A 17,579-nucleotide genomic window follows, 5' to 3' on the forward strand; every position below is an offset into this window, starting at 1 on the left:
CAACATATAGCCGTCGAATAAACCTTCATGCGCCTTGGCTGGCCTTGAACTCGGGGCAAACAACAACAGCACAGTCAGCAGGCCGTTCGTGGTCTCGGCAGTAGTGCTTGCGTTTGCCGGCTCGCTTGTGGGCTCTGTCTGGACGATGTCGCTCTTTGGGATGCAGGCAGAAAGTGGCACATATTATCACCAGGTGTTTCCGCTGCACAGGGCGCTGCAGATAGACGGCTTTCTTACGGTGCTCATCATGGGCATCGGCTACATGATAGTCCCGCGCTTTAGAAATTCCACGCTGCCGTCCACAAAGCTTGCATACGTTTCGCTCGCCCTTGCGCTTGCATCAATCGCCCTGTCCACCGCGTCCATGGCGTCGCCAGAAAAAGGCGGTATGCAGCAGCTGCTTTCAAGCGCCGCAAGGCTTGCAGGGATTGCCGTCTTTGCAGGCATGATGTTCTGGATGCTGCGCATCCGGCCCCGTCTGCTGGGCCTTGCAGACTATTTCATTGGCCTCTCGGTGGCGATGCTTGTTGCGCTCGGCGTCATCAGGCTGCTGGGAATAGGACCGGCAAGCGCGCTGTCAGAAGTCGAAGTGCTTTTGCTCTTTCCACTCTTGATGATCTTTGGAGTCGAGTACAAGACCATGCCTTCTTTTCTTGGATTCATCAGGCCCCGGAAAAGTGCGGCCACCGCGTCGCTTGCCCTTGCGATTGTGTCTGTGACACTTGGCGTATCCTCCGCGCTTTTGGATTCTATCCTCCTTTCGATAGCGTTTAACGTAACGTTGCTTGGCTGCGCTACGGCTTTTGCCCATTCGCTTTACCTCTTTGGCGGGTTTGACAACAGCCAGATCCTGAAACTGATAAGCGGCGAGAAAAAAGCGCGCTACTTGTACACTATGGCGTACTCTAGGCTGTCGTTTCTGTTCCTGTATGCAGGCATTGCCTTTGCGATGCTTTTCAGCGCGTTGTCATCGTCGTCAGACCTTTCCTACCTTTCGTACGACCTTGCAATCCACCTGACCGCAATAGGCTTTATCGGGACCACTATTGCGCTCTACCTTCCTCTGATGCTCCCGGCAATAACTGGCAAGCAGGTCTATTTTGCAAGATTCAATCATGCGCCGGTTCTCTTGCTTGTAGCTGCCCTTGCAGTCCGGGCGGCAGGCGATGTTGTGCTCACCTACGGCTTGCTGCAACCGCCGCTTTCGTACCTGCTGATGGCATCTGGCTGGATGGTGGTGCTTGCGCTTGCAGCATTTGTAGTCATGGTGCACAGGTCGATGAAGGGTACAACCAACACTGGCACAAATATCATGTAAAAAAATAGAGGTCTTTTCTGTACGATGTCATCTTCCTAGTTTTTATGTCACGGAGAAAAAAGAAGACGCGTCGTATGAGTAGCATCAAGTACAAAGTTAACCATAACCCAATAACATACGACCACCGGACAAAGATGTACCAGGTGGGCAACAGAGTTTTTGAAACCTACCAAGACGCAAGGGCCAATCAATGGCAATGCGACAAGTGCAGCGACGCATTCTTTTCTTTCAAAGAACTTCGTTTACACAAGAACAAGGCCCACGCCTACTAGCCTTTTTTAGATGTTTGTTGAAAACTATGTGTGTGCGACTCGTCCATAATTTATAATACGGAAGCCGGCCACTGAATCTGAATTTCAGGGGCCGTTGTCTAGCTTGGCAGGATGCCAGCCTCGGGCGCTGGAGGTCGCTGGTTCGAATCCGGCCGGCCCCACCACTTTTACACTCATCTCAGGCGGTGACGCAAGACCGCTACTTACCAGCAGGTTAACCTTTTGTTCAAGCGCGGTTAACCTTTGCGGCAGTTCACTTTCGCCTATGCTGATTTTCTTTCTTGCAAGGTCGCGCAAAAACTCGCCGAGCGTAACGTAACCGTTCTGCTCAAGCAGGCGATTCAAAGCTACTAGGTCGTCTTCGGTCAATTTAGCACCGATTGTTGGCATTCATGTCACCTATTTCGTCATGTTAACGTAGTTATCGGTAAGCCCTTCTGCATCAAGGTTGATCTGTTGATCATCTAAGAAGTCTTTAATGGCCTGCCAATCGTCTTTTTTGAGATAACGAGAACCAAGTATGCCACCAAGCAAGACCATGTTCACTACGGTAGTGAAACTAATGTCTTGCTTGCGACCTTTGATCAAGTCGCCTTGTATGCCGCGCAATTTTTCTTCTAAGAAGTCATTCAAGGTTATGCTTAGCCTATTCATCTATACATCACTGGTGCACAGGTGTACTGGTGTATTTAAAGTTTGTTGAAATCTCAAGCCGGCCACAATCTTTTCAAGTAAGTGATTTTGCAATAACTAGCCGTTGCCAGAAACCGAATATGAAGAAGGCTTGCGTAACAGCATGCCTGCTATTGCAGAAGTAATGTCAAAGCTTTCTGGTCGACGCATAAGTAAACGTCAGCAGCAAGAATTACTGACAGTTCTTTTAGAAATAACAAAACGTATTATGTCAATGCCTCAAATTGACTATTCGACGGCATCTATTCAAGAGAGAAAACGCAGGGCGAATGAACTTCTAAGCAACCTCTTTCAGATACTCGAACCTAAACAAAAAATCGATAACCCTTTAGATTTTCTGGCGAATGAACTTTGCAAGAAGATATTTGACCCCGGCGAAGAATCTTATTTGAAGAACACAAAGTTTGCCGATTATAGAGACGCACTTCTTGAAATTGTAAAGATAACCTACCGCGAGAATAGGCAAAAAGCCCTTACAGAGAGCTTAGCTGATATGCCAGAAGACGACATTTTTGCGATTTTTCAGAACATGCAGAAGTTAAATCAAAGACTAACATATCTTGATAAGAACCATAAGACGATTAACAAGAAGGTTATCGATAGCTATTTTTCACTATACCCTGAGATTTCAAACTTCTTTGAGAGAGTGACCCTTCAATTGTTCGGCCTAAAGAGAATACTCGATGGCGAAAGCATCACCTATTCACAGCTAAAATTAAGCAAGCTAAGCGATTACGTCAACTCATTGAAAACTCGACCATTTTTTTCAGAACTTGTACAGCCGATGAACATAACCGTTAGAAACGCGATAGTACACGGCGGCAACGCAGTCAACCCAATTACAAGAACGATCAAATTTACCGACAAGCGAGCGTCGGTAACGATGAGTTATGAAGATTTTATACAAGCCACTCGAGAATTGGCTTCAGCCACCTACGTCATATCACATCTAGATAGCGCTATAAAGTGCATATTCATCAATTTCATTAGAAGTCTGCCAAATTGAAATATCACTTTATCTTACTAGCGACTTTGTCGATCGCACTGTTAATGTTGTAAAGTTTGTCGCTAACGCCTTTGATAGCATCATAAAGGGTTAGAAAATAGTTATTTTGATAGGCTATTGTAATGCCCGAACCTTGAATCTTATTGAAATCGAGCAACACCTCTGCCGTATAGTCTTGGCCGCTAGAATCTTTACACTCAAGCATGATCTTCAATATTTCACCGTTTAATTTGATCTGGTCAATCGGCACATCTAGCCCTGCATAACCACCCTTTGCCAAAGAAAGAATGTATGTCGATTTAGAATTAGTGAGTGTGTACAAGTCTTTACCCCAATTACATCTAGCCATGATACCGCTTGCACCTTGACCATTGTTCACGAGATTCAAGCGAAGCATACGGTCGCCGAACTGTTGCGCGGGCTCGACTGCAAAATTTGGTAGCTGGGCCTCAATACGTAGTTTTTTTGATTCGCGCAAAGAGAAGAATGCGACGATCGCAAGCACAAAAGTGCCAACTGCGAGACCAACAGTAGCCCATGTCAGAGGGTCTATTGCAATTTGTGGCTGACCCGAATCTACAATTGAAGTCATATTAGAATCGACCTTTACCGGGGCGGTTACACCTCTTACATCATCGAAAAGTACAAGAAATGCCAGCGCAGCAAGACCGATTATTAATACCCCAAAGCCACCCTGTGTCAGTTTTTTGGCTGCATCTAGCTCTTTTTCGTCGAATGCCCTAATCGAAGAACCCGCAAATGGTATGATTATCGCCAGAGCGGTTAATGTGACAGCATACCTATTGAAAGCACTGTGCGTTATGTCAATCGCGGCATTGATGGTAAGCAATACAATCGCACCAGCGATAATAGTCGCGTTAATTTGAATTAGCGTCGATTGATCAATAGCCACGTGCAGGCATAGATAAGACTATACTATTATCTTTTTGTACGATTCTTTTACTGCGACGCTACCTAGAAGCCCCTGAGTTGCATCTTTGCCTCATCTCAACGGTAACTTTCTGAACATGAAAATTGCATGTTATTTTGGGCCAGCACGCTAATTTTGACTTGACGTTTTCAAGGGTAGAGGGGTCATGCCTGCGGCATATTTTCGGTATATTCACAGTACTCTTAGAGTATACTTTAATTACGTGCTTTTACCACGTGTTACCTGTCACTATTACAGGTAACCACGACTTGTAGTAAAATGGCAAGGCGGGTTGTTGGTCAGTCACCCTGACTGAACGGGGTTACCCAACTGTGCACCCCCGCCCTGCCATCTATTCAGGCAGCCCATACCGATTTTAAACATTGCTCTTTTTTTACGCGCAATATCGATCATTAAACATGATATTACCTGCTTTAAAGAAGGTAATTTTTGTTCTGGCCTCGAAAGCGCAAATGTAGGTGCGGCGGGCGAAAAGCTGCTAGGGTTTGTAATCTTGAATCTCTTTGTCGAGTTGGTCTATTTTGTCAATCGTTTCTTTAGCAAATCTAAGCCACTGCATAACTGTGCCTTGCGATTCTACTGCAAAGGGGCGGCCGTCATTGCTTTCGTCTCCACTAGCGAGACCTGTGTACCTTATGTGTTTTGTAACTGATTCTATTTTATTCGCAAACTCGCCTCGAATATAGGGTCGTAGAATAGCCAATTGCTGCAAAGTACTATCAACCGGCGGTTTTAGCGAATGATAGATTACCAAGAGATGATCTAGATACTCTGCCGTAGCAATCAAGTCATTAGTATTAGATTGCTTTTTTACAACTTCTTTCATGATATGCTCAATTGTCGTGCCCGTGTATGCTAAACTCACTTTGATGCCATTGAGCGAGTTAAGCCTGATAGAGTCTTGAATCTGTCGTTGCTGCTCAATATGCTCTCGAATTTCGTTGGCAACTTTTTGCAACTTATCACCGTCTTGCTTTTGAAGATACCAAAAATAGAAACCGAGTGATACCGCGACGAGTATGTTAAAGTCGAACGCATAGACATCAAACCCACTTGCTGATTTGATGTCGCCAAAGTACGTGTATGTTAGACCCACTAACGCGGCGGTAAGCAAGATTGCTATAATGCCAAAATTCTTGTGTTTTGAGACGGCCATCTCTGCTTGTTTGTCAGTAATCATGTAATAACAAAAGTAACTCGATTATGTAAAACTTCTCAGGTATTGCTGGGTCAAGACACGAATTTGTCGTTTTGTCATCGTAGGTGCGCTTTACGTCAGACGTTTTGTGCGTACCGTATGACGAAATGACAAAATCATCTCAACCTTAACTTAATGGCATTGGCATTGCTGAGGTCGTGGGTTCGACCTCGTGCAGTCATTTCTTATGATATAGAGATTCTACGCTTGATTGCCGGCTTGAGTACCGATGAAATTTATAGGCTTGGCAGTATGTTATATTGTAGCTCAAGAACAGAGAATGCGAGTAAAAAGTAAACGATCGGGGCTAGTGCCATGCAGCCCATTACAAAGACATACTTAAACCACATTCGCCACATTCTTGGCCTTATGGTTCTTAGGTCTTCTTTGAAGTGCCGCCAGTAATAAACACCGAATAACGCCAATGGGCCGAGCATGAATATCGTAGGCGCGCCTGACTGATGTATGATACTTGATACTTCTGCGATGCTATACGCGACTGTCATAAAGGTTGCAAGAAAATTAACAAACTTGGGCACGCTCTTGTATTTGCCTTTCATGCGCTTTGATAGCTTCTTGGCGAGGTGACTTACACCCCACGCACCGGCAACAGACATGCCGCCATATAGAAGCACGCCATAGTCAATCAACGAATAGCAATGAACGACCATATCTTTATGATTTACTGTGTCTCACCGCTCACAGCGTGTTTGGTTTTTTGGTGTTTCTGTTGGTTTGAAACAGCCAACGAGCGATAACTTGCTCGAAATAAGCTACTTTAAGAGGGCGCATAACTTGAGCTAATTGGCCGAATTTGACCCTAACCGACGACCTTGCAGAGAAGCATGAGAAAGACATTGAACTAATGCAAAGAATGTATCTTGAGGCCGAAAGGCAGTTTGTAGAATTCAACTTTATTGTACCTTATGTTGATAACGACGATCAGGTGTATTCGCCAAGGCTTGTAAGTCTCCTACAGGTCATAGGTTCGCAGATTGATGGTATTTTGAAGATTCTCGCTGGCTTGCTATCGATTGACGTAAAGCGCGTGACCAAGAAGAAGCAACCTGCATTCACCGATTACACGCAAGTAATAGATAGGCACGGCCTGCTGTCGGTACAACAGATACGATTTAAAGAAAATGGCAAAGTACTAACACCTTTCAAGTTTGATTCAAGTCATACAACAGACTGGCGAAAGGCTCTCAATGATACGAAACATGAGTTGCCAAAAGGTGCATACTCTGGGCAATATGGGCATGTGGTAAATTCGATAGCTGCATTGGCAATTCTGCACGAATTAGTTAATACTGCAACGCATGATGATTTCAGACCATATATCTTGAACTCTAAGAATTGGTTCGATAATGGCGTATCTATGCGATCATTGGGTTTGCAAAAGAGTCATGATTTTTGTCGTAAGAAGTCGCAAGTGTTTGAGTATGCCATGTGGTTCACATTGTCAGAACTAACGCCGACTCTGCCAGAACCATCAGGTCATTAGAAACTCGATTTTGTCAAAGTCGAGTAAATTTGAATTGCGACTATATTCTCGCTCGAAATAACGGTTATGGCTATGCCGTGATCGGTTCAACGGTCAATTTTGCTCGATGTAGTGGTCTCTTATTGGCTGAGGTATCGCCTTAACTTCTGACGAACTTAGTATCTTTTCTAATACTTCGAAAGTGGCTGCTAAAGCAACGATGATGTGCGACCAGCTAGCCGATTGCACCTTTTGCCCGTTTCTAAAATCAAACTCGCAGCCATTTATTGAAATCGACATAGTTGCATTGTTGTGCACGCCGTTCGAATGAAGGCTATTTCTTATGTGTTGTAAGACCTTGAGAATGTTCAAACATTCGGTTTTGTCTTGTACCGTAATCAGGCTCAACAAGGTTTCTGCATTCTTGAGATATGATCTGGTGACCTTCTTGCCATCTAGGCAATCTAGAATGTTCACGATTAGGTTTTCGATGCGAAATTGAATCATAGTAACGAGAGAGAGAGAGAGAGAGAGAGACGAAGGTATTGTGAAAGGTTGCGTTCTAGAAATTCTAACTGAATTGTATCGTCAGCCAGACCGATTAAAGCGCGCCAAGTTTTTTCATGTATTTTGCCTTCTTTTACACTCGCCAAAAGGTTTAGAATCATAATATTATTAATTATGTCTGCCTTGCAAGTCATTAGCGTAGCCGCACGTACATCTTCGATCTTTACATTGCCCTTAGATTCTTCGTAAAGCTCAATGCCTTGATTGTCATAGATTCTTTGTAATTGGTTTTGCAATGGGTCTAGTCTTGTTGAAACTTCACGAGCCGAGACAATAGGCGTAAATTGCATATAGTGCAGTTAGATTATCATATTAAAAAGCTCTTGAGATTTTTCAAAGTAATATGGTCGTAGTAATCTCAATAAGAAAATGAGAGCTAGAACGGCTTGTTATCTAATTCTTATTCATCATTGATTCTAGCAAGGTTATGGTCTTTGTCGAGTTCGCCGAAATGACCTGACCATCAACGCAGCCATTTCGCCTTATTGCAGAGATAATTATTAAATCGGGTTTTTTTCGAGGTGGCCTATGAGTCTATAAATGCACTTGCAATAAGGCACAAATACACTCAAGTTCACCAGCACGTCTTCACGCCTAACTTTCTTGCCGGTGGGGTGGCCCGCATCGTTGCGCGTGATTCGTATCAAATTAAACACGCCGTCTAAGTTAGATTCTAAGTTTTCGTCTATTTCATTGCGCCTCTGAACCGGCAGTTGCATAACGACTTTCTTTACTTCATCGAATTTGTATTTAGTTCTCGTATCGTTCTTTAGCTTTTCAAATTTTTCTGGCTGGCCGTTGCCGGTTACAGCGTTTGAAACTGCGTCTAATAATAATTCAAAAGCACGTTCTGACGCAACGCCGGTCATTACGGCGGCAGAGAATAGATTATTTCGTCTTAGAGTCTGCAGCGCCTCTGTGATGTAGATCATAATCGTTTCGTCTATACCAGGTATCTCTGTTTTTAGATTGGCGAGATAGCCGTCGGGGTCATAGGGCTGCGGCTTCTGACTAAGAACGACAGCACGCCCATATTCGCTAATGTGCATAAACGGCGGTTCTGGGTTATCATAGTTCAAACCCCAGCCAATCAGACCCTCTGTCATGAACTCACTGATAAGGTATAACACCTTGTCTTTGTCTTGCCTTTGAAATGCATAACCCTTCTTAACAGCAAGCTCTTCGACATCATGAATAATTGATCGAGTTTGCAGACCTGCTCTGTATCTATCGGCTTCTTGTCTAATGTGAAGACTCAAGAGTTCTAGCATCAACGGTCGTAATTCTTCATAGTTCAAGGGGTGGGCAGTTTCGGTTATTTGGGCTTGCAAATAAGCACTTCGGGTTACGATCAACAACTGACCGTTGACAAAACACAAAAAATTTACTCTATTTTGTCAAAAATGGCCTACTTGAACAAAGCAAACAACCGAATTTGCTAGATTGTTGATCATCATACCATTTTAGGTAAGCTATATCTATGCGTTTAGAAAACAAGCCGATTGTGAGCCTAGGGGCGGCAGACAAACGAGAAATAGCGCACTGCAATCGGGTAATAATTCGTACCTTCGTTGAACTGAAAGCCAAAGGCAAGATCAACCCAACTTACGCAGAAGAGCTAGGTCGAATTGAAATATTTTTGCGATATGCAAAAGTCTGTGCTATTGGCATGAACGCAATAGACCGCGTTATCGACCCAGATAATGTGCAGAGGTTTCAAGAGTTTAAAAATGACATCTCGCAGTATGGCATCACTGCAGAAAATTTCATGAATGTTCATACCAGCCTACTTCTTTACAATTTCTTGCAATTCTACTCGCAGGCAGAAAACATCATGATCGCATTACTAAAAGGTGCGACTTATGGCAAAAATAACAATCAGACAGTTACTGGTAAAGAAGAACTAGGCCGGTTAATCAATGACGTAATAGGTTCAGTATACAAAAATAATGGGCTGAGCGAATTTGTAGATACCAAGTTTAGAAATGCTTTGGCCCATGGTTGGTGTTTTGTAAACGACGATCGGCTGCACTACTATACCGACGGCACGCTAAAGAATTTGCAAAGTTTGAGCATTTATGAATTACTGTTGAAGTTTCGTAAGATGAATCTCTTTACCTTAGCGCTAATGCAAACGGTAACGCATACGAGCTGGGTTTAGCATGAGTGGCAGACTATTTGTCGTTTTGTCATCGAGAGTGCGGTATACTTCAGACGCTTTAGGCACTCGCCCTGACGAAATGACAAAATCAAGGGCGAGTAGTTTCTCTCTAGAATAATCTTCTATCTAGACATGATCTAGGCATATAATTCGACACCAGCAAGGTAAAAACGGCCCTCGATTTTCTAGGTAGGGGGGTATATAAAGCGCTGGCATGCGGTGCGCAGTATTTAAAGCGAGCCTGCACTTTTGTTCGACAGTTGCCTAGCAGTGCAATAACGCCGTATTTCGCAATAAGGTTACACCATGTCTAGCCTTATTGTTGCGCTTTTCGTCGTTGCACTATATAAGCAGGCTCTAGGGCCAAGTTACTATATAAAGCCCTGATTACTAAAATGTTAGTTAGTAAGTAAAACTTACCATGAGAACATAGGCGCAGGCGAAGGTCGGCGGCTCACTTCGCTTCGCTTCGTTCGCCGTGCTTTGCTCTAGTCGTGTCGTGGCTGATTGACAACGTAAGCTAGTCTTACGTGCAAAGCACGGCTCTATGTCATAGTGCACGCCTAGTTCGTGGTTTGAAATAAGGTTACATATTGTATTGCTTTTCTACAAAAGAGGGTTATTTATTATTAAACTTGTGGTCAAAGTACTATAGAGTTGTAGGTCTTAGCATTTATTAAGTAGAAATTGTATTTCAGTAACAGATGGCAAGCACTGATACAGAATCGCTTGAAGTCGCAGTTGTCGGCAAGCTCGTGCCTAACGAGGGTCGATACCTCATAAGCATTAGCAAAGACTACGCCGAGGCATTAGCCCGCATTACTACAAAGCGCGTTCTGATCAGAGTTACGCCATTGGTATAGTGAAGAAACATGAAGACACAGCAATTTACACAAATTGCGCATTATGTAACAAAGGGCGTTAATCTCGCCCACACGAAACGACAGAGTTTGAATCTCAGAGTGCCGAGGCTCGTACCTAGGCGGCTGCTTTTGGCTTTCATGTCAAAGAGCAGAAATGTCAAGGTTAGCGGTGAAAAACTACGCTGCGAATCGTGCGGCATGGTTTGGCACCCGACTGATCGGCGGGGTCAGGTACAAGCGCGCTATATGGCGTGCCCGAAAGGCTGCGAGGTGCTAAAAGCATGACGCCAGAACAAGAAGGCGAGATGCTTCAACTTTTGCGGGGCATCTCGACCAAGCTGTCGATATTGACAGACACATCGCCTTTTGCCCGAATGTCAAAGGCTGAGATCGAAAGAGCAGTTGACCTCAAGCTTGAAACCGTGAGTCTAGGTGAGGTGTGCGAGGTAACAGGCAAACAGGCTGACTCAGGCACAAACATAGGCGAGGTCGCGCGGGCAATAGAAGACAAAAAACGCGATGACTTTGAGCGCAACTACGAGGCGCGTGCAGAGGCGATTGCAAAGGCAGCGAAAGAAATAGGTGTCATAATTCGATGAGCGACAAATTCGAATTAGTAAACGTCAAGATCAATGATAAGCCTGCGCAGGTCGTGCGCAGACGACCCGGGCTTGTCGATCTCGAAGACGATGTGCTTGACCTAGCGAAGATTAGTCTTGCCATAAATACAAAAGGCGCATCGCTAGACAAAAACGGCGAAATCGTGGTCGCGCTAAGGTTTAGGCCCGAATAGGCGGGCCGAAGCCTACTTTTTTTAGTGCAGATGATGAGAATGAACAACGAAAGAGAGCAGCACTTTTGCGCTTTGTCTAGGCCCAAGACTGCAAAATGGCTAAAATTCGAACCAGCGACAGGCAAGCCCGTAGCGTCTAAGTTTGCTGGTGGCAGCTACGACGCTTTGCAACATAGGCCCGTTTCAATAAAGCGGCCAGACTCTAACTACAGGCGCATCTTGGCAGTACTCGCCGAGATTAGAGCTAGCGGTAGAGCGTGGCTAAGTGGTGCAGAGATAACCACACTGTACAATCAGAAATACGGCACAACCAAAAAGACCGCAGACATTGAAAAACCACTTTCGCGCTTTTACGTTTGGCAATGGGTCGATTATCGCGAAACAAAAAGCAGATACGCGCTTGGCTTGTGGTCACTCAAACCAGACGTAAACGTGCAAGATATAGACGATCTCTTTGCTAGAGCCGAATCGCATGAGCAGATTTTCAACGGCAAAAAAGGTTATGAGAAATGATCAACAAAAAAGGCGACATAAAATTTAGCAAAATCGACGACTATACTGTAGAAGGCTTGCTAAGCACACTGACAAGAGAGTTTGGGCTATTCTCATGCAAGAAATGCGGCGCTATGGTCATACTGCCAGACACCGAGAACAAAGGCGACACTAGAAGCCTACAAGCGCATTCGGCGTGGCATGATATGCAGACTAAGGTGAAACGAGAATGAGTTCAAACCCGGCTATAGTAATCGGCGTATCGGCTGTCAATACAGCCGACGCAGAGCTAAAAAAATTAGACGATAAGGTACGCGAAACCACCGGCATAGTCGAAACTGAAGGCAACAAAATGGCAAGTGTTACGTCTTCGACTACTGAAAAGGTAAAGAAAAACTATCTCAATATTGCAGGCAGCGTCGCTAGTCTAGGCGCCGGTCTCGTAGGCTTTGCAACTTCATTTAGCACACTCGAAAGAGCGCAGACGCGCAGCGACCAAGCGACCCTGACTTATCAGCGCAGCTTGTCGAGGCTTAACGACATGATCGCCGAAGGTGGTCATAGTGCAGATGAGCTAGCGCAACAGCAAGAAAAAGTACGCATTAATGCAGACAAGGCAAAGCAGTCTCAAGACAATCTCAACGACACTTATACGAATTTTCTGGCGAACATACCTAGCCAGTTTATCAACTTCGGCTATTCAGCCAGTAATATCTACGATATGGTAAAGAAGAATCAGCAAGAAAGCGGCGAAACTGTCAAAGAATCGTCAAAGGTATATTCGGGCGCACTGACGTTAATGAAAGAAGCCAATATCAAGACCGCAGCATCGACCTCATTTCTTGATAGTACGGTGAAAAAGGTGTTTTTGTCAAACCCTTACATACTGCCAATTATCGCTACGTCGGCCGTAGTCACGGCACTCGCATTCAACGTCGGCGGCCTGCGAGATCGTACAAATGAGTTTGGCAAGGCCATAGGCGACGCAATACCTGCACTGCGACCATTACTCGACGCAATAGGCTCGCTGCAAAACGTGTTCGGCGGTGCAACTGAGAAGAGCAAAGACCTTACAGACACGACCTACGATCTCGGCGATGCTGCCGACGCTACGAAAAAGCACATTCAAACATACAGCGAATACCTCGCAGACGTTGCCGACAAGACCGGCGATGCATCGAGGCAAAACTTGTATTTCTTGCAGGCTAGCGGTCAGCTTGCAAGCGGCCTAACGCTGACGAACGACCAGCTTGCACTAGCTGCGACTTATCTCAAAGACCATGCAGATGACACTAACAAGACAACGCAGGCTAACTTTGACCTAGTAGCGTCTGTCTATGGGCTAAACACTGCATTACAACTAAACAACGGCGAGCTAGGCAACCTTGCCGACGCGCTGACAAAGGCAAAGAAAGCGCAAGACGCAGCCAAGAACGCAGCCGACGACGAGAAAGAAGCACAGCGCAAGGCTACCGAGGCAATACAAGAACGAGTAAAAGCAAACGTAGAGCTAGCGAGGTCTATGGGCGTGCAGATTAATTTGCACACTACGACCGTAGACCAAACAGACCGCATAAGCGAGCACTTGCAAAGTCTGCAAAGTGACTACGAGACAGCACGCAAGAACGCAGAAGACTTTGCCATTGCAAACGGCGTTAATGTTGTCACGGCTGTAAAGGCTACAGACGGCCAGCTTGTCAACATTATCGGCACACTTGCACAAACCAAAGCAGGCAGCGCCGATACAGCGCGATCGGTAGTACAAGACTTTCTAATGAGCAAAAAGGCTGTCGATCAATACAGCAAGTCGGCGGGCGACAGTGGCCTAGCCATAACAGCACTCGGCAATACCTCTCATGATACTTCGGCACAAATCAAAGACGCGACTGCATTTATCGACGAGCAATCAAGCAAGACGTTTAACAATTTTGTAATTGGCGCGCAGGCTAGTTTGCTAGCAATCGCTGCACTGCAAGATCGTGCGCTAGTGTCGCAGTTTGGTCAAGTAGGGGGCATTGCAGGCACAGTAAGCACAGACGCACTAACGGCCGCAGGCTTTGGCAATAACGCGAGCCTTATGCAAAGTGCTGCAAGCGGTAGACTTGGCGGTGTCTTTACGCCGGGTGGAAGAGTGCTCGACACAGGCGGCACACTGTACGAAGACGTTATTGGCATAGGCAAAGACACAGGCACGCCGCATTATTTGCACAAAAACGAGCTAGTAATACCACCTAGCAAGTTGGGCCGTTTGAGTGCTGTACGCAATGACGTAGCGGGGCATAGTAAACCAAAACGCGGGGTAATCTTTAGTTTCAAGATCGGCGACGATGTGATTGCTACAGCTAAGATACCAGACATGTACGCTGTGTTAGAAGGCGAATACGGTAACGATATCGTAATAAATGCCGGCGACAAAGGCTGGCGACGCCGCTATTTCTAAAGACGAGGCTATCAAAAATGACCAAATATTGCGCACAAATGTTACGTAAGACTATTCAGCTCGTTTTGCCTATACAAATACAGGTTAGCATGACTACTGAAGATGAACGCAGAGAGATTTACTATCTCAGACTATTGGTAATAGTGAAAGAAGGTGCTAAAGGCAAGTATTTCGAAGTTCGCGGTGAGAAAAAATGGTCATACTCGGCAGATATTGCTAGTCAATTCGAGAAGAAATACAACGAATACACAAGCGCAAGAACGGTAGCAATGAACATGCGGTACCTTCAGAGCAAGGGGCTTGTCGTGAGCACGAAGAGCAGAGACGGCAAACGCACGCTTTGGGCGATAGAACAAAAGGCAGATTTTGAGTTGAATCATTCGGGTAATCTAGATGACCATAGAGAGAGTATCGAGTGCTAGAGGCAGAAATGACAAGCCAGACTTTAGGGTAAAAGTATCGTACCGAAAGGGCAAGACTCGCGGTACAATCGCTTGGCCGGCGACAATTCTAGATGCATGGGGCTACCCTGAATACCTAGTATTCGCGGGCAACGGCGACGGTTCTGCGATTGTTCGGCCAGTAGCGAAAGAGAAGGTTGGCGTTACCGAGTGACGAAGTAACAGCCAAGAGAGGCAGAATCGTGCTCAAATCGTATTTTGTCATTTCGTCACGGCACATGCGCAAAACGTCAGACGCTGTTACAAGCTGCGTCAGACGAAATAGGCTCTCTCGATGACAAAACGACAAATTCGAGAATGAGCACGAAATACGTTACTTGACGAAGGTATTTTGTCTTTGAATAGGTGATGAATAAGAAGAATCTTCACAATTTCTCTTTCATAAACTATTTTACAAATTATGCGGCAGATTTTTTTTGAGCAAGTCTTGAGCATATTCGACCACGTGTGTAACAAGACGCGATTTCTTGAATAACCGCGATTGCAGAAACATGATCACAAGCGACACAATGATACCACTTGCGATCTGAACAAGCAATTCAGTAACGGCATCGCCCAATATTCTAGAGATATCGAACGGCGGTCTTAAACATTTTCTTTGACTATGATCTTGCGCCTACTCTATTTTTTCGACTGCTCTTTGGCTTGGGCTTTGGTTTGGCAATTATGCGATCAATCTCTCTAAAACGTTTTACAGCAACTTCTAAGACTTCGATTGATTCATCTTGAGTTAGGCCCGCAGGCCTACTTTTTGCAGCTTCAAACAGAAGCAATGTCAAAAAGCCGCCGATTACGAAATCGCGCTCGTTTGAAATCTTAAAGCCTTCTTTGGCGATTTGACTATCTGCAAACTCTACAAAATCTGGCACAAATTTGCTCTGTAATAGATCAGCCGTTTTCTCTAATCTGCCACGCAACTCGTAGTTCATACTCATGCACCTCTTTGTGAAATGCATTCACTTAAGCAACATTGCTGTTCTCGTCAAGCGACTTGGCTATTTTGCCTTCTACTGCCACTTGGTAAGCTTGGGCAGTTTGAAATTTGTTCATAAAAGAAAGAAAAGATGACCCGCGCTAGCAGGTCTTACTTTTACGCGCAGTGTTAGTTCGACCACATTTCGTGTTTCGAAGGTGGTTTTGCAAGCGTTGAGGGCTACGGTGCTGTATGCCGCAGACTTTGCACTTACTGCGCCGGCCTTGCGGTGTCATCGCCTTCAATTTTCGGTAAAGTAGAATGACGGGCCTGATGTGTTTTCGAATGTGTCGGCGCGAGCCATAGACGCAATTTCGCACGTTGCCCATCAGGGTCTTTTTCTCGGCTTCTATTAATCGCACGCTGACTTTGCGGTATTCGTAGTGCTTGCCAAGCCACAGCGATTCGCCCGAGCCATGAAAACGCGCCGTGCCTTTATCATAGGTCGCCACAGGCACTTTTTTGATTAGACATTCTCGAATAAACTTACGGTCAATCGTAACGATTGTACGATTCGTCTTGATCGCGTATGCGAGAATATCGTCATCACTTGCAGCCATGCCTAAACCCGCAACGTCTAGGCTATGTTCTATGTCGATGTTCGCACTTTTAGGCAGCCTCAAAACTAGCCTGCGAGTTACACACTCGTCGAGCAATAGCCTTTTACATGGTGTTTCTACCTTGATCATTGCTCGCACACCTGACCCTCGATGACTTCGAATTGCTCGGCGCAGTCTTTGCAAAGTCTGCGAATCGTCGTATCGCTCTTGTCACCTTTCGTCTTGTGAGTCTGAAAGTCTTTAATGCCGCACACGGTCTCGGTTTTGCCTGTCGAGTCTTCGCGCTGTGCGTAATGTACGACGCCGCCATAGACCACCCACACGCAAGTGCAAAAGCTAAGCCCTTCGTTCAAGTCGAACTCGATCGTAATGTCGTCGTCTTTATTTTCGCGCATTATGCAGCACCTACCTTTTCTTGTAGCTCATCAACCAGCTTGCGCACCTTCGCTGCATTTACGGCAAAGTCTGGCCGGTAGTAGTGCCTTGCAAACACGCTCTTTGGCGTTCGCCCTTGTAGCAAGTCTACAAACTCGCTCTCAATGCCATTTTGCCTAAGCCAAGTGCCGAAAATCTTGCGGCCATAGTTTAATTGCATAGGGTGGTCTCGGCGCTTTAGATATGATCTAATTGCTTGGTAGCTGTCGCACGACTGCCTTGCAAGCTCTAGCATTTCAGTGTCTACGAGCGAGATGTACGCCTTTTTTGTTCGCCTGATAAACAGTTCTTTGAATTTGTAGTGCTCTAGAATGCCTTTGTCTTCGTCGTAATAGTCTTGCGCGCCTTGCTTTAGCAAGCCTGCAGCCTTGCAAACCTCATCGGCCCGCAAGCCAAGTACGGTCGCAAGAATGAACGTGTTTGCTTGGTCTTTGGGCAGTATCTTGATTGTCTGCTTGATGTATTCGATCATTTCAGTTATGCTTTCTTTTTCGAAAAAGTCGAACTTGTCTTCGGTCTTGCGCCAGCGCAGGCCGTGCTGTTGAATTATCATGCGCCATTGCTGATAGACGCCGTTGTAACGAGCGAGGTGCGAAAGAGCACGCATACTCTGTCGCCTAACGTCTGCACTCACAGTCAGCAATTTGCCGGCTTCACCAGTCGTCAATACGTATTGGTACTTTTTGGCCGCAGCTAGAATGTATGTAACGTCTTTGTCGCTCGTCAAGGCTTTGCGCAAATAATCGTCGAACCCGTCTAATCTCATGTTACTCGTGCTTACAGAGCCTCGGGCGCTGGAGGTCGCTGGTTCGAATCCGGCCGGCCCCACCACTTTCTCGGGGATATATACAGACCTGCAGATTTTCGTGCGTAAACAGAGGTATCCCTATTTTTACTCGCTGTCAATAAAAA

The 17,579-nt window shown here is 45.5% G+C and carries 21 protein-coding genes and 1 tRNA gene; 12 read left to right on the plus strand and 10 right to left on the minus strand.

Annotated elements, in window-relative coordinates; translation table 11 throughout:
* Positions 1-34 precede the first annotated feature (34 nt).
* The 3 genes from NTE_RS09360 (at position 35) to NTE_RS09370 (ending at position 1,754) form a co-directional block, all read left to right on the plus strand.
* Positions 35-1,318, plus strand: coding sequence for a hypothetical protein (locus NTE_RS09360; RefSeq protein ID WP_148700776.1), 1,284 nt, complete (start codon positions 35-37; stop codon positions 1,316-1,318).
* Positions 1,319-1,392: 74 nt separating this feature from the next.
* Positions 1,393-1,590 carry a hypothetical protein gene (locus NTE_RS09365; protein ID WP_148700777.1) on the plus strand — a complete coding sequence of 66 codons (198 nt, stop codon included), beginning with the start codon at positions 1,393-1,395 and terminating at the stop codon, positions 1,588-1,590.
* Positions 1,591-1,677: 87 nt separating this feature from the next.
* Positions 1,678-1,754: transfer RNA gene (locus NTE_RS09370), tRNA-Pro, on the plus strand.
* A 235-nt stretch (positions 1,755-1,989) separates the two neighbouring features.
* Here NTE_RS09370 and NTE_RS09375 read toward each other — a convergent pair.
* A complete protein-coding gene (locus NTE_RS09375) occupies positions 1,990-2,244 on the minus strand; it encodes a hypothetical protein (protein ID WP_148700778.1) in 255 nt (84 codons plus the stop codon).
* Between the two features lie 103 nt (positions 2,245-2,347).
* On the opposite strand from NTE_RS09375, the gene NTE_RS09380 reads away from it, so the two are divergent.
* Positions 2,348-3,289 carry a hypothetical protein gene (locus NTE_RS09380; protein ID WP_148700779.1) on the plus strand — a complete coding sequence of 314 codons (942 nt, stop codon included), beginning with the start codon at positions 2,348-2,350 and terminating at the stop codon, positions 3,287-3,289.
* Between the two features lie 4 nt (positions 3,290-3,293).
* On the opposite strand, the gene NTE_RS09385 is transcribed toward NTE_RS09380, so the two are convergent.
* The 3 genes from NTE_RS09385 to NTE_RS09395 form a co-directional block, all read right to left on the minus strand.
* Positions 3,294-4,202 carry a hypothetical protein gene (locus NTE_RS09385; protein WP_148700780.1) on the minus strand — a complete coding sequence of 303 codons (909 nt, stop codon included), beginning with the start codon at positions 4,200-4,202 and terminating at the stop codon, positions 3,294-3,296.
* A 517-nt stretch (positions 4,203-4,719) separates the two neighbouring features.
* Positions 4,720-5,421, minus strand: coding sequence for a hypothetical protein (locus tag NTE_RS09390; protein WP_148700781.1), 702 nt, complete (start codon positions 5,419-5,421; stop codon positions 4,720-4,722).
* A 254-nt stretch (positions 5,422-5,675) separates the two neighbouring features.
* Positions 5,676-6,089, minus strand: a complete 414-nt coding sequence (locus NTE_RS09395; RefSeq protein ID WP_148700782.1) for a hypothetical protein — start codon at positions 6,087-6,089, stop codon at positions 5,676-5,678.
* A gap of 164 nt (positions 6,090-6,253) precedes the next feature.
* On the opposite strand from NTE_RS09395, the gene NTE_RS09400 reads away from it, so the two are divergent.
* Positions 6,254-6,943 carry a hypothetical protein gene (locus NTE_RS09400; protein ID WP_148700783.1) on the plus strand — a complete coding sequence of 230 codons (690 nt, stop codon included), beginning with the start codon at positions 6,254-6,256 and terminating at the stop codon, positions 6,941-6,943.
* Between the two features lie 482 nt (positions 6,944-7,425).
* Here NTE_RS09400 and NTE_RS09405 read toward each other — a convergent pair whose 3' ends face one another.
* Positions 7,426-7,779, minus strand: a complete 354-nt coding sequence (locus NTE_RS09405; RefSeq protein WP_148700784.1) for a hypothetical protein — start codon at positions 7,777-7,779, stop codon at positions 7,426-7,428.
* 210 nt (positions 7,780-7,989) lie between these two features.
* The gene (locus tag NTE_RS09410; protein WP_148700785.1) at positions 7,990-8,787 is read right to left on the minus strand and encodes a hypothetical protein; all 798 of its coding nucleotides are present in this window, start codon (positions 8,785-8,787) and stop codon (positions 7,990-7,992) included.
* 182 nt (positions 8,788-8,969) lie between these two features.
* Here NTE_RS09410 and NTE_RS09415 point away from each other — a divergent pair, with 182 nt between their 5' ends.
* From NTE_RS09415 to NTE_RS09440, 7 genes are all read left to right on the plus strand, one after another.
* Positions 8,970-9,650, plus strand: coding sequence for a hypothetical protein (locus tag NTE_RS09415; RefSeq protein ID WP_148700786.1), 681 nt, complete (start codon positions 8,970-8,972; stop codon positions 9,648-9,650).
* A 704-nt stretch (positions 9,651-10,354) separates the two neighbouring features.
* Positions 10,355-10,513, plus strand: a complete 159-nt coding sequence (locus NTE_RS16630; protein ID WP_158385362.1) for a hypothetical protein — start codon at positions 10,355-10,357, stop codon at positions 10,511-10,513.
* Positions 10,514-10,794: 281 nt separating this feature from the next.
* Positions 10,795-11,112 (plus strand): hypothetical protein, encoded by a 318-nt coding sequence (locus tag NTE_RS09420; RefSeq protein ID WP_148700787.1) that lies wholly within the window; start codon positions 10,795-10,797, stop codon positions 11,110-11,112.
* Positions 11,109-11,306, plus strand: coding sequence for a hypothetical protein (locus tag NTE_RS09425; protein WP_148700788.1), 198 nt, complete (start codon positions 11,109-11,111; stop codon positions 11,304-11,306). Before NTE_RS09420 ends, NTE_RS09425 begins: the two co-directional genes overlap by 4 nt.
* 72 nt (positions 11,307-11,378) lie before the next feature.
* A complete protein-coding gene (locus NTE_RS09430; RefSeq protein WP_148700789.1) occupies positions 11,379-11,819 on the plus strand; it encodes a hypothetical protein in 441 nt (146 codons plus the stop codon).
* A gap of 208 nt (positions 11,820-12,027) precedes the next feature.
* Positions 12,028-14,238: a hypothetical protein gene (locus NTE_RS09435; RefSeq protein ID WP_148700790.1), complete on the plus strand. Its 2,211-nt coding sequence runs from the start codon at positions 12,028-12,030 to the stop codon at positions 14,236-14,238.
* Positions 14,239-14,327: 89 nt separating this feature from the next.
* On the plus strand, positions 14,328-14,660 hold the full coding sequence (locus tag NTE_RS09440) for a hypothetical protein (protein WP_148700791.1): 333 nt from the start codon (positions 14,328-14,330) through the stop codon (positions 14,658-14,660).
* Between the two features lie 641 nt (positions 14,661-15,301).
* On the opposite strand, the gene NTE_RS09445 is transcribed toward NTE_RS09440, so the two are convergent.
* The 4 genes from NTE_RS09445 to NTE_RS09460 form a co-directional block, all read right to left on the minus strand.
* The gene (locus NTE_RS09445) at positions 15,302-15,628 is read right to left on the minus strand and encodes a hypothetical protein (RefSeq protein WP_148700792.1); all 327 of its coding nucleotides are present in this window, start codon (positions 15,626-15,628) and stop codon (positions 15,302-15,304) included.
* A gap of 145 nt (positions 15,629-15,773) precedes the next feature.
* A complete protein-coding gene (locus NTE_RS09450) occupies positions 15,774-16,361 on the minus strand; it encodes a DUF5615 family PIN-like protein (RefSeq protein ID WP_148700793.1) in 588 nt (195 codons plus the stop codon).
* Positions 16,358-16,627 carry a ubiquitin family protein gene (locus NTE_RS09455; RefSeq protein ID WP_148700794.1) on the minus strand — a complete coding sequence of 90 codons (270 nt, stop codon included), beginning with the start codon at positions 16,625-16,627 and terminating at the stop codon, positions 16,358-16,360. The genes NTE_RS09450 and NTE_RS09455 overlap by 4 nt, the downstream gene beginning before the upstream one ends.
* On the minus strand, positions 16,627-17,334 hold the full coding sequence (locus NTE_RS09460; protein WP_158385366.1) for an integrase: 708 nt from the start codon (positions 17,332-17,334) through the stop codon (positions 16,627-16,629). The genes NTE_RS09455 and NTE_RS09460 overlap by 1 nt, the downstream gene beginning before the upstream one ends.
* Positions 17,335-17,579 lie beyond the last annotated feature (245 nt).

Source organism: Candidatus Nitrososphaera evergladensis SR1, from assembly GCF_000730285.1.
GTDB classification, from domain to species: domain Archaea; phylum Thermoproteota; class Nitrososphaeria; order Nitrososphaerales; family Nitrososphaeraceae; genus Nitrososphaera; species Nitrososphaera evergladensis.

Excerpts from the sequence above, each read along its gene's own strand:
- NTE_RS09365 (WP_148700777.1), top strand. The coding sequence starts at position 1,393 with ATGAGTAGCATCAAGTACAAAGTTAACCATAACCCAATAACATACGAC.
- NTE_RS09375 (WP_148700778.1), bottom strand. The coding sequence starts at position 2,244 with ATGAATAGGCTAAGCATAACCTTGAATGACTTCTTAGAAGAAAAATTG.
- NTE_RS09390 (WP_148700781.1), bottom strand. The coding sequence starts at position 5,421 with ATGATTACTGACAAACAAGCAGAGATGGCCGTCTCAAAACACAAGAAT.
- NTE_RS09405 (WP_148700784.1), bottom strand. The coding sequence starts at position 7,779 with ATGCAATTTACGCCTATTGTCTCGGCTCGTGAAGTTTCAACAAGACTA.
- NTE_RS09415 (WP_148700786.1), top strand. The coding sequence starts at position 8,970 with ATGCGTTTAGAAAACAAGCCGATTGTGAGCCTAGGGGCGGCAGACAAA.
- NTE_RS16630 (WP_158385362.1), top strand. The coding sequence starts at position 10,355 with ATGGCAAGCACTGATACAGAATCGCTTGAAGTCGCAGTTGTCGGCAAG.
- NTE_RS09420 (WP_148700787.1), top strand. The coding sequence starts at position 10,795 with ATGACGCCAGAACAAGAAGGCGAGATGCTTCAACTTTTGCGGGGCATC.
- NTE_RS09425 (WP_148700788.1), top strand. The coding sequence starts at position 11,109 with ATGAGCGACAAATTCGAATTAGTAAACGTCAAGATCAATGATAAGCCT.
- NTE_RS09435 (WP_148700790.1), top strand. The coding sequence starts at position 12,028 with ATGAGTTCAAACCCGGCTATAGTAATCGGCGTATCGGCTGTCAATACA.
- NTE_RS09440 (WP_148700791.1), top strand. The coding sequence starts at position 14,328 with ATGACTACTGAAGATGAACGCAGAGAGATTTACTATCTCAGACTATTG.
- NTE_RS09445 (WP_148700792.1), bottom strand. The coding sequence starts at position 15,628 with ATGAACTACGAGTTGCGTGGCAGATTAGAGAAAACGGCTGATCTATTA.
- NTE_RS09450 (WP_148700793.1), bottom strand. The coding sequence starts at position 16,361 with ATGATCAAGGTAGAAACACCATGTAAAAGGCTATTGCTCGACGAGTGT.
- NTE_RS09455 (WP_148700794.1), bottom strand. The coding sequence starts at position 16,627 with ATGCGCGAAAATAAAGACGACGACATTACGATCGAGTTCGACTTGAAC.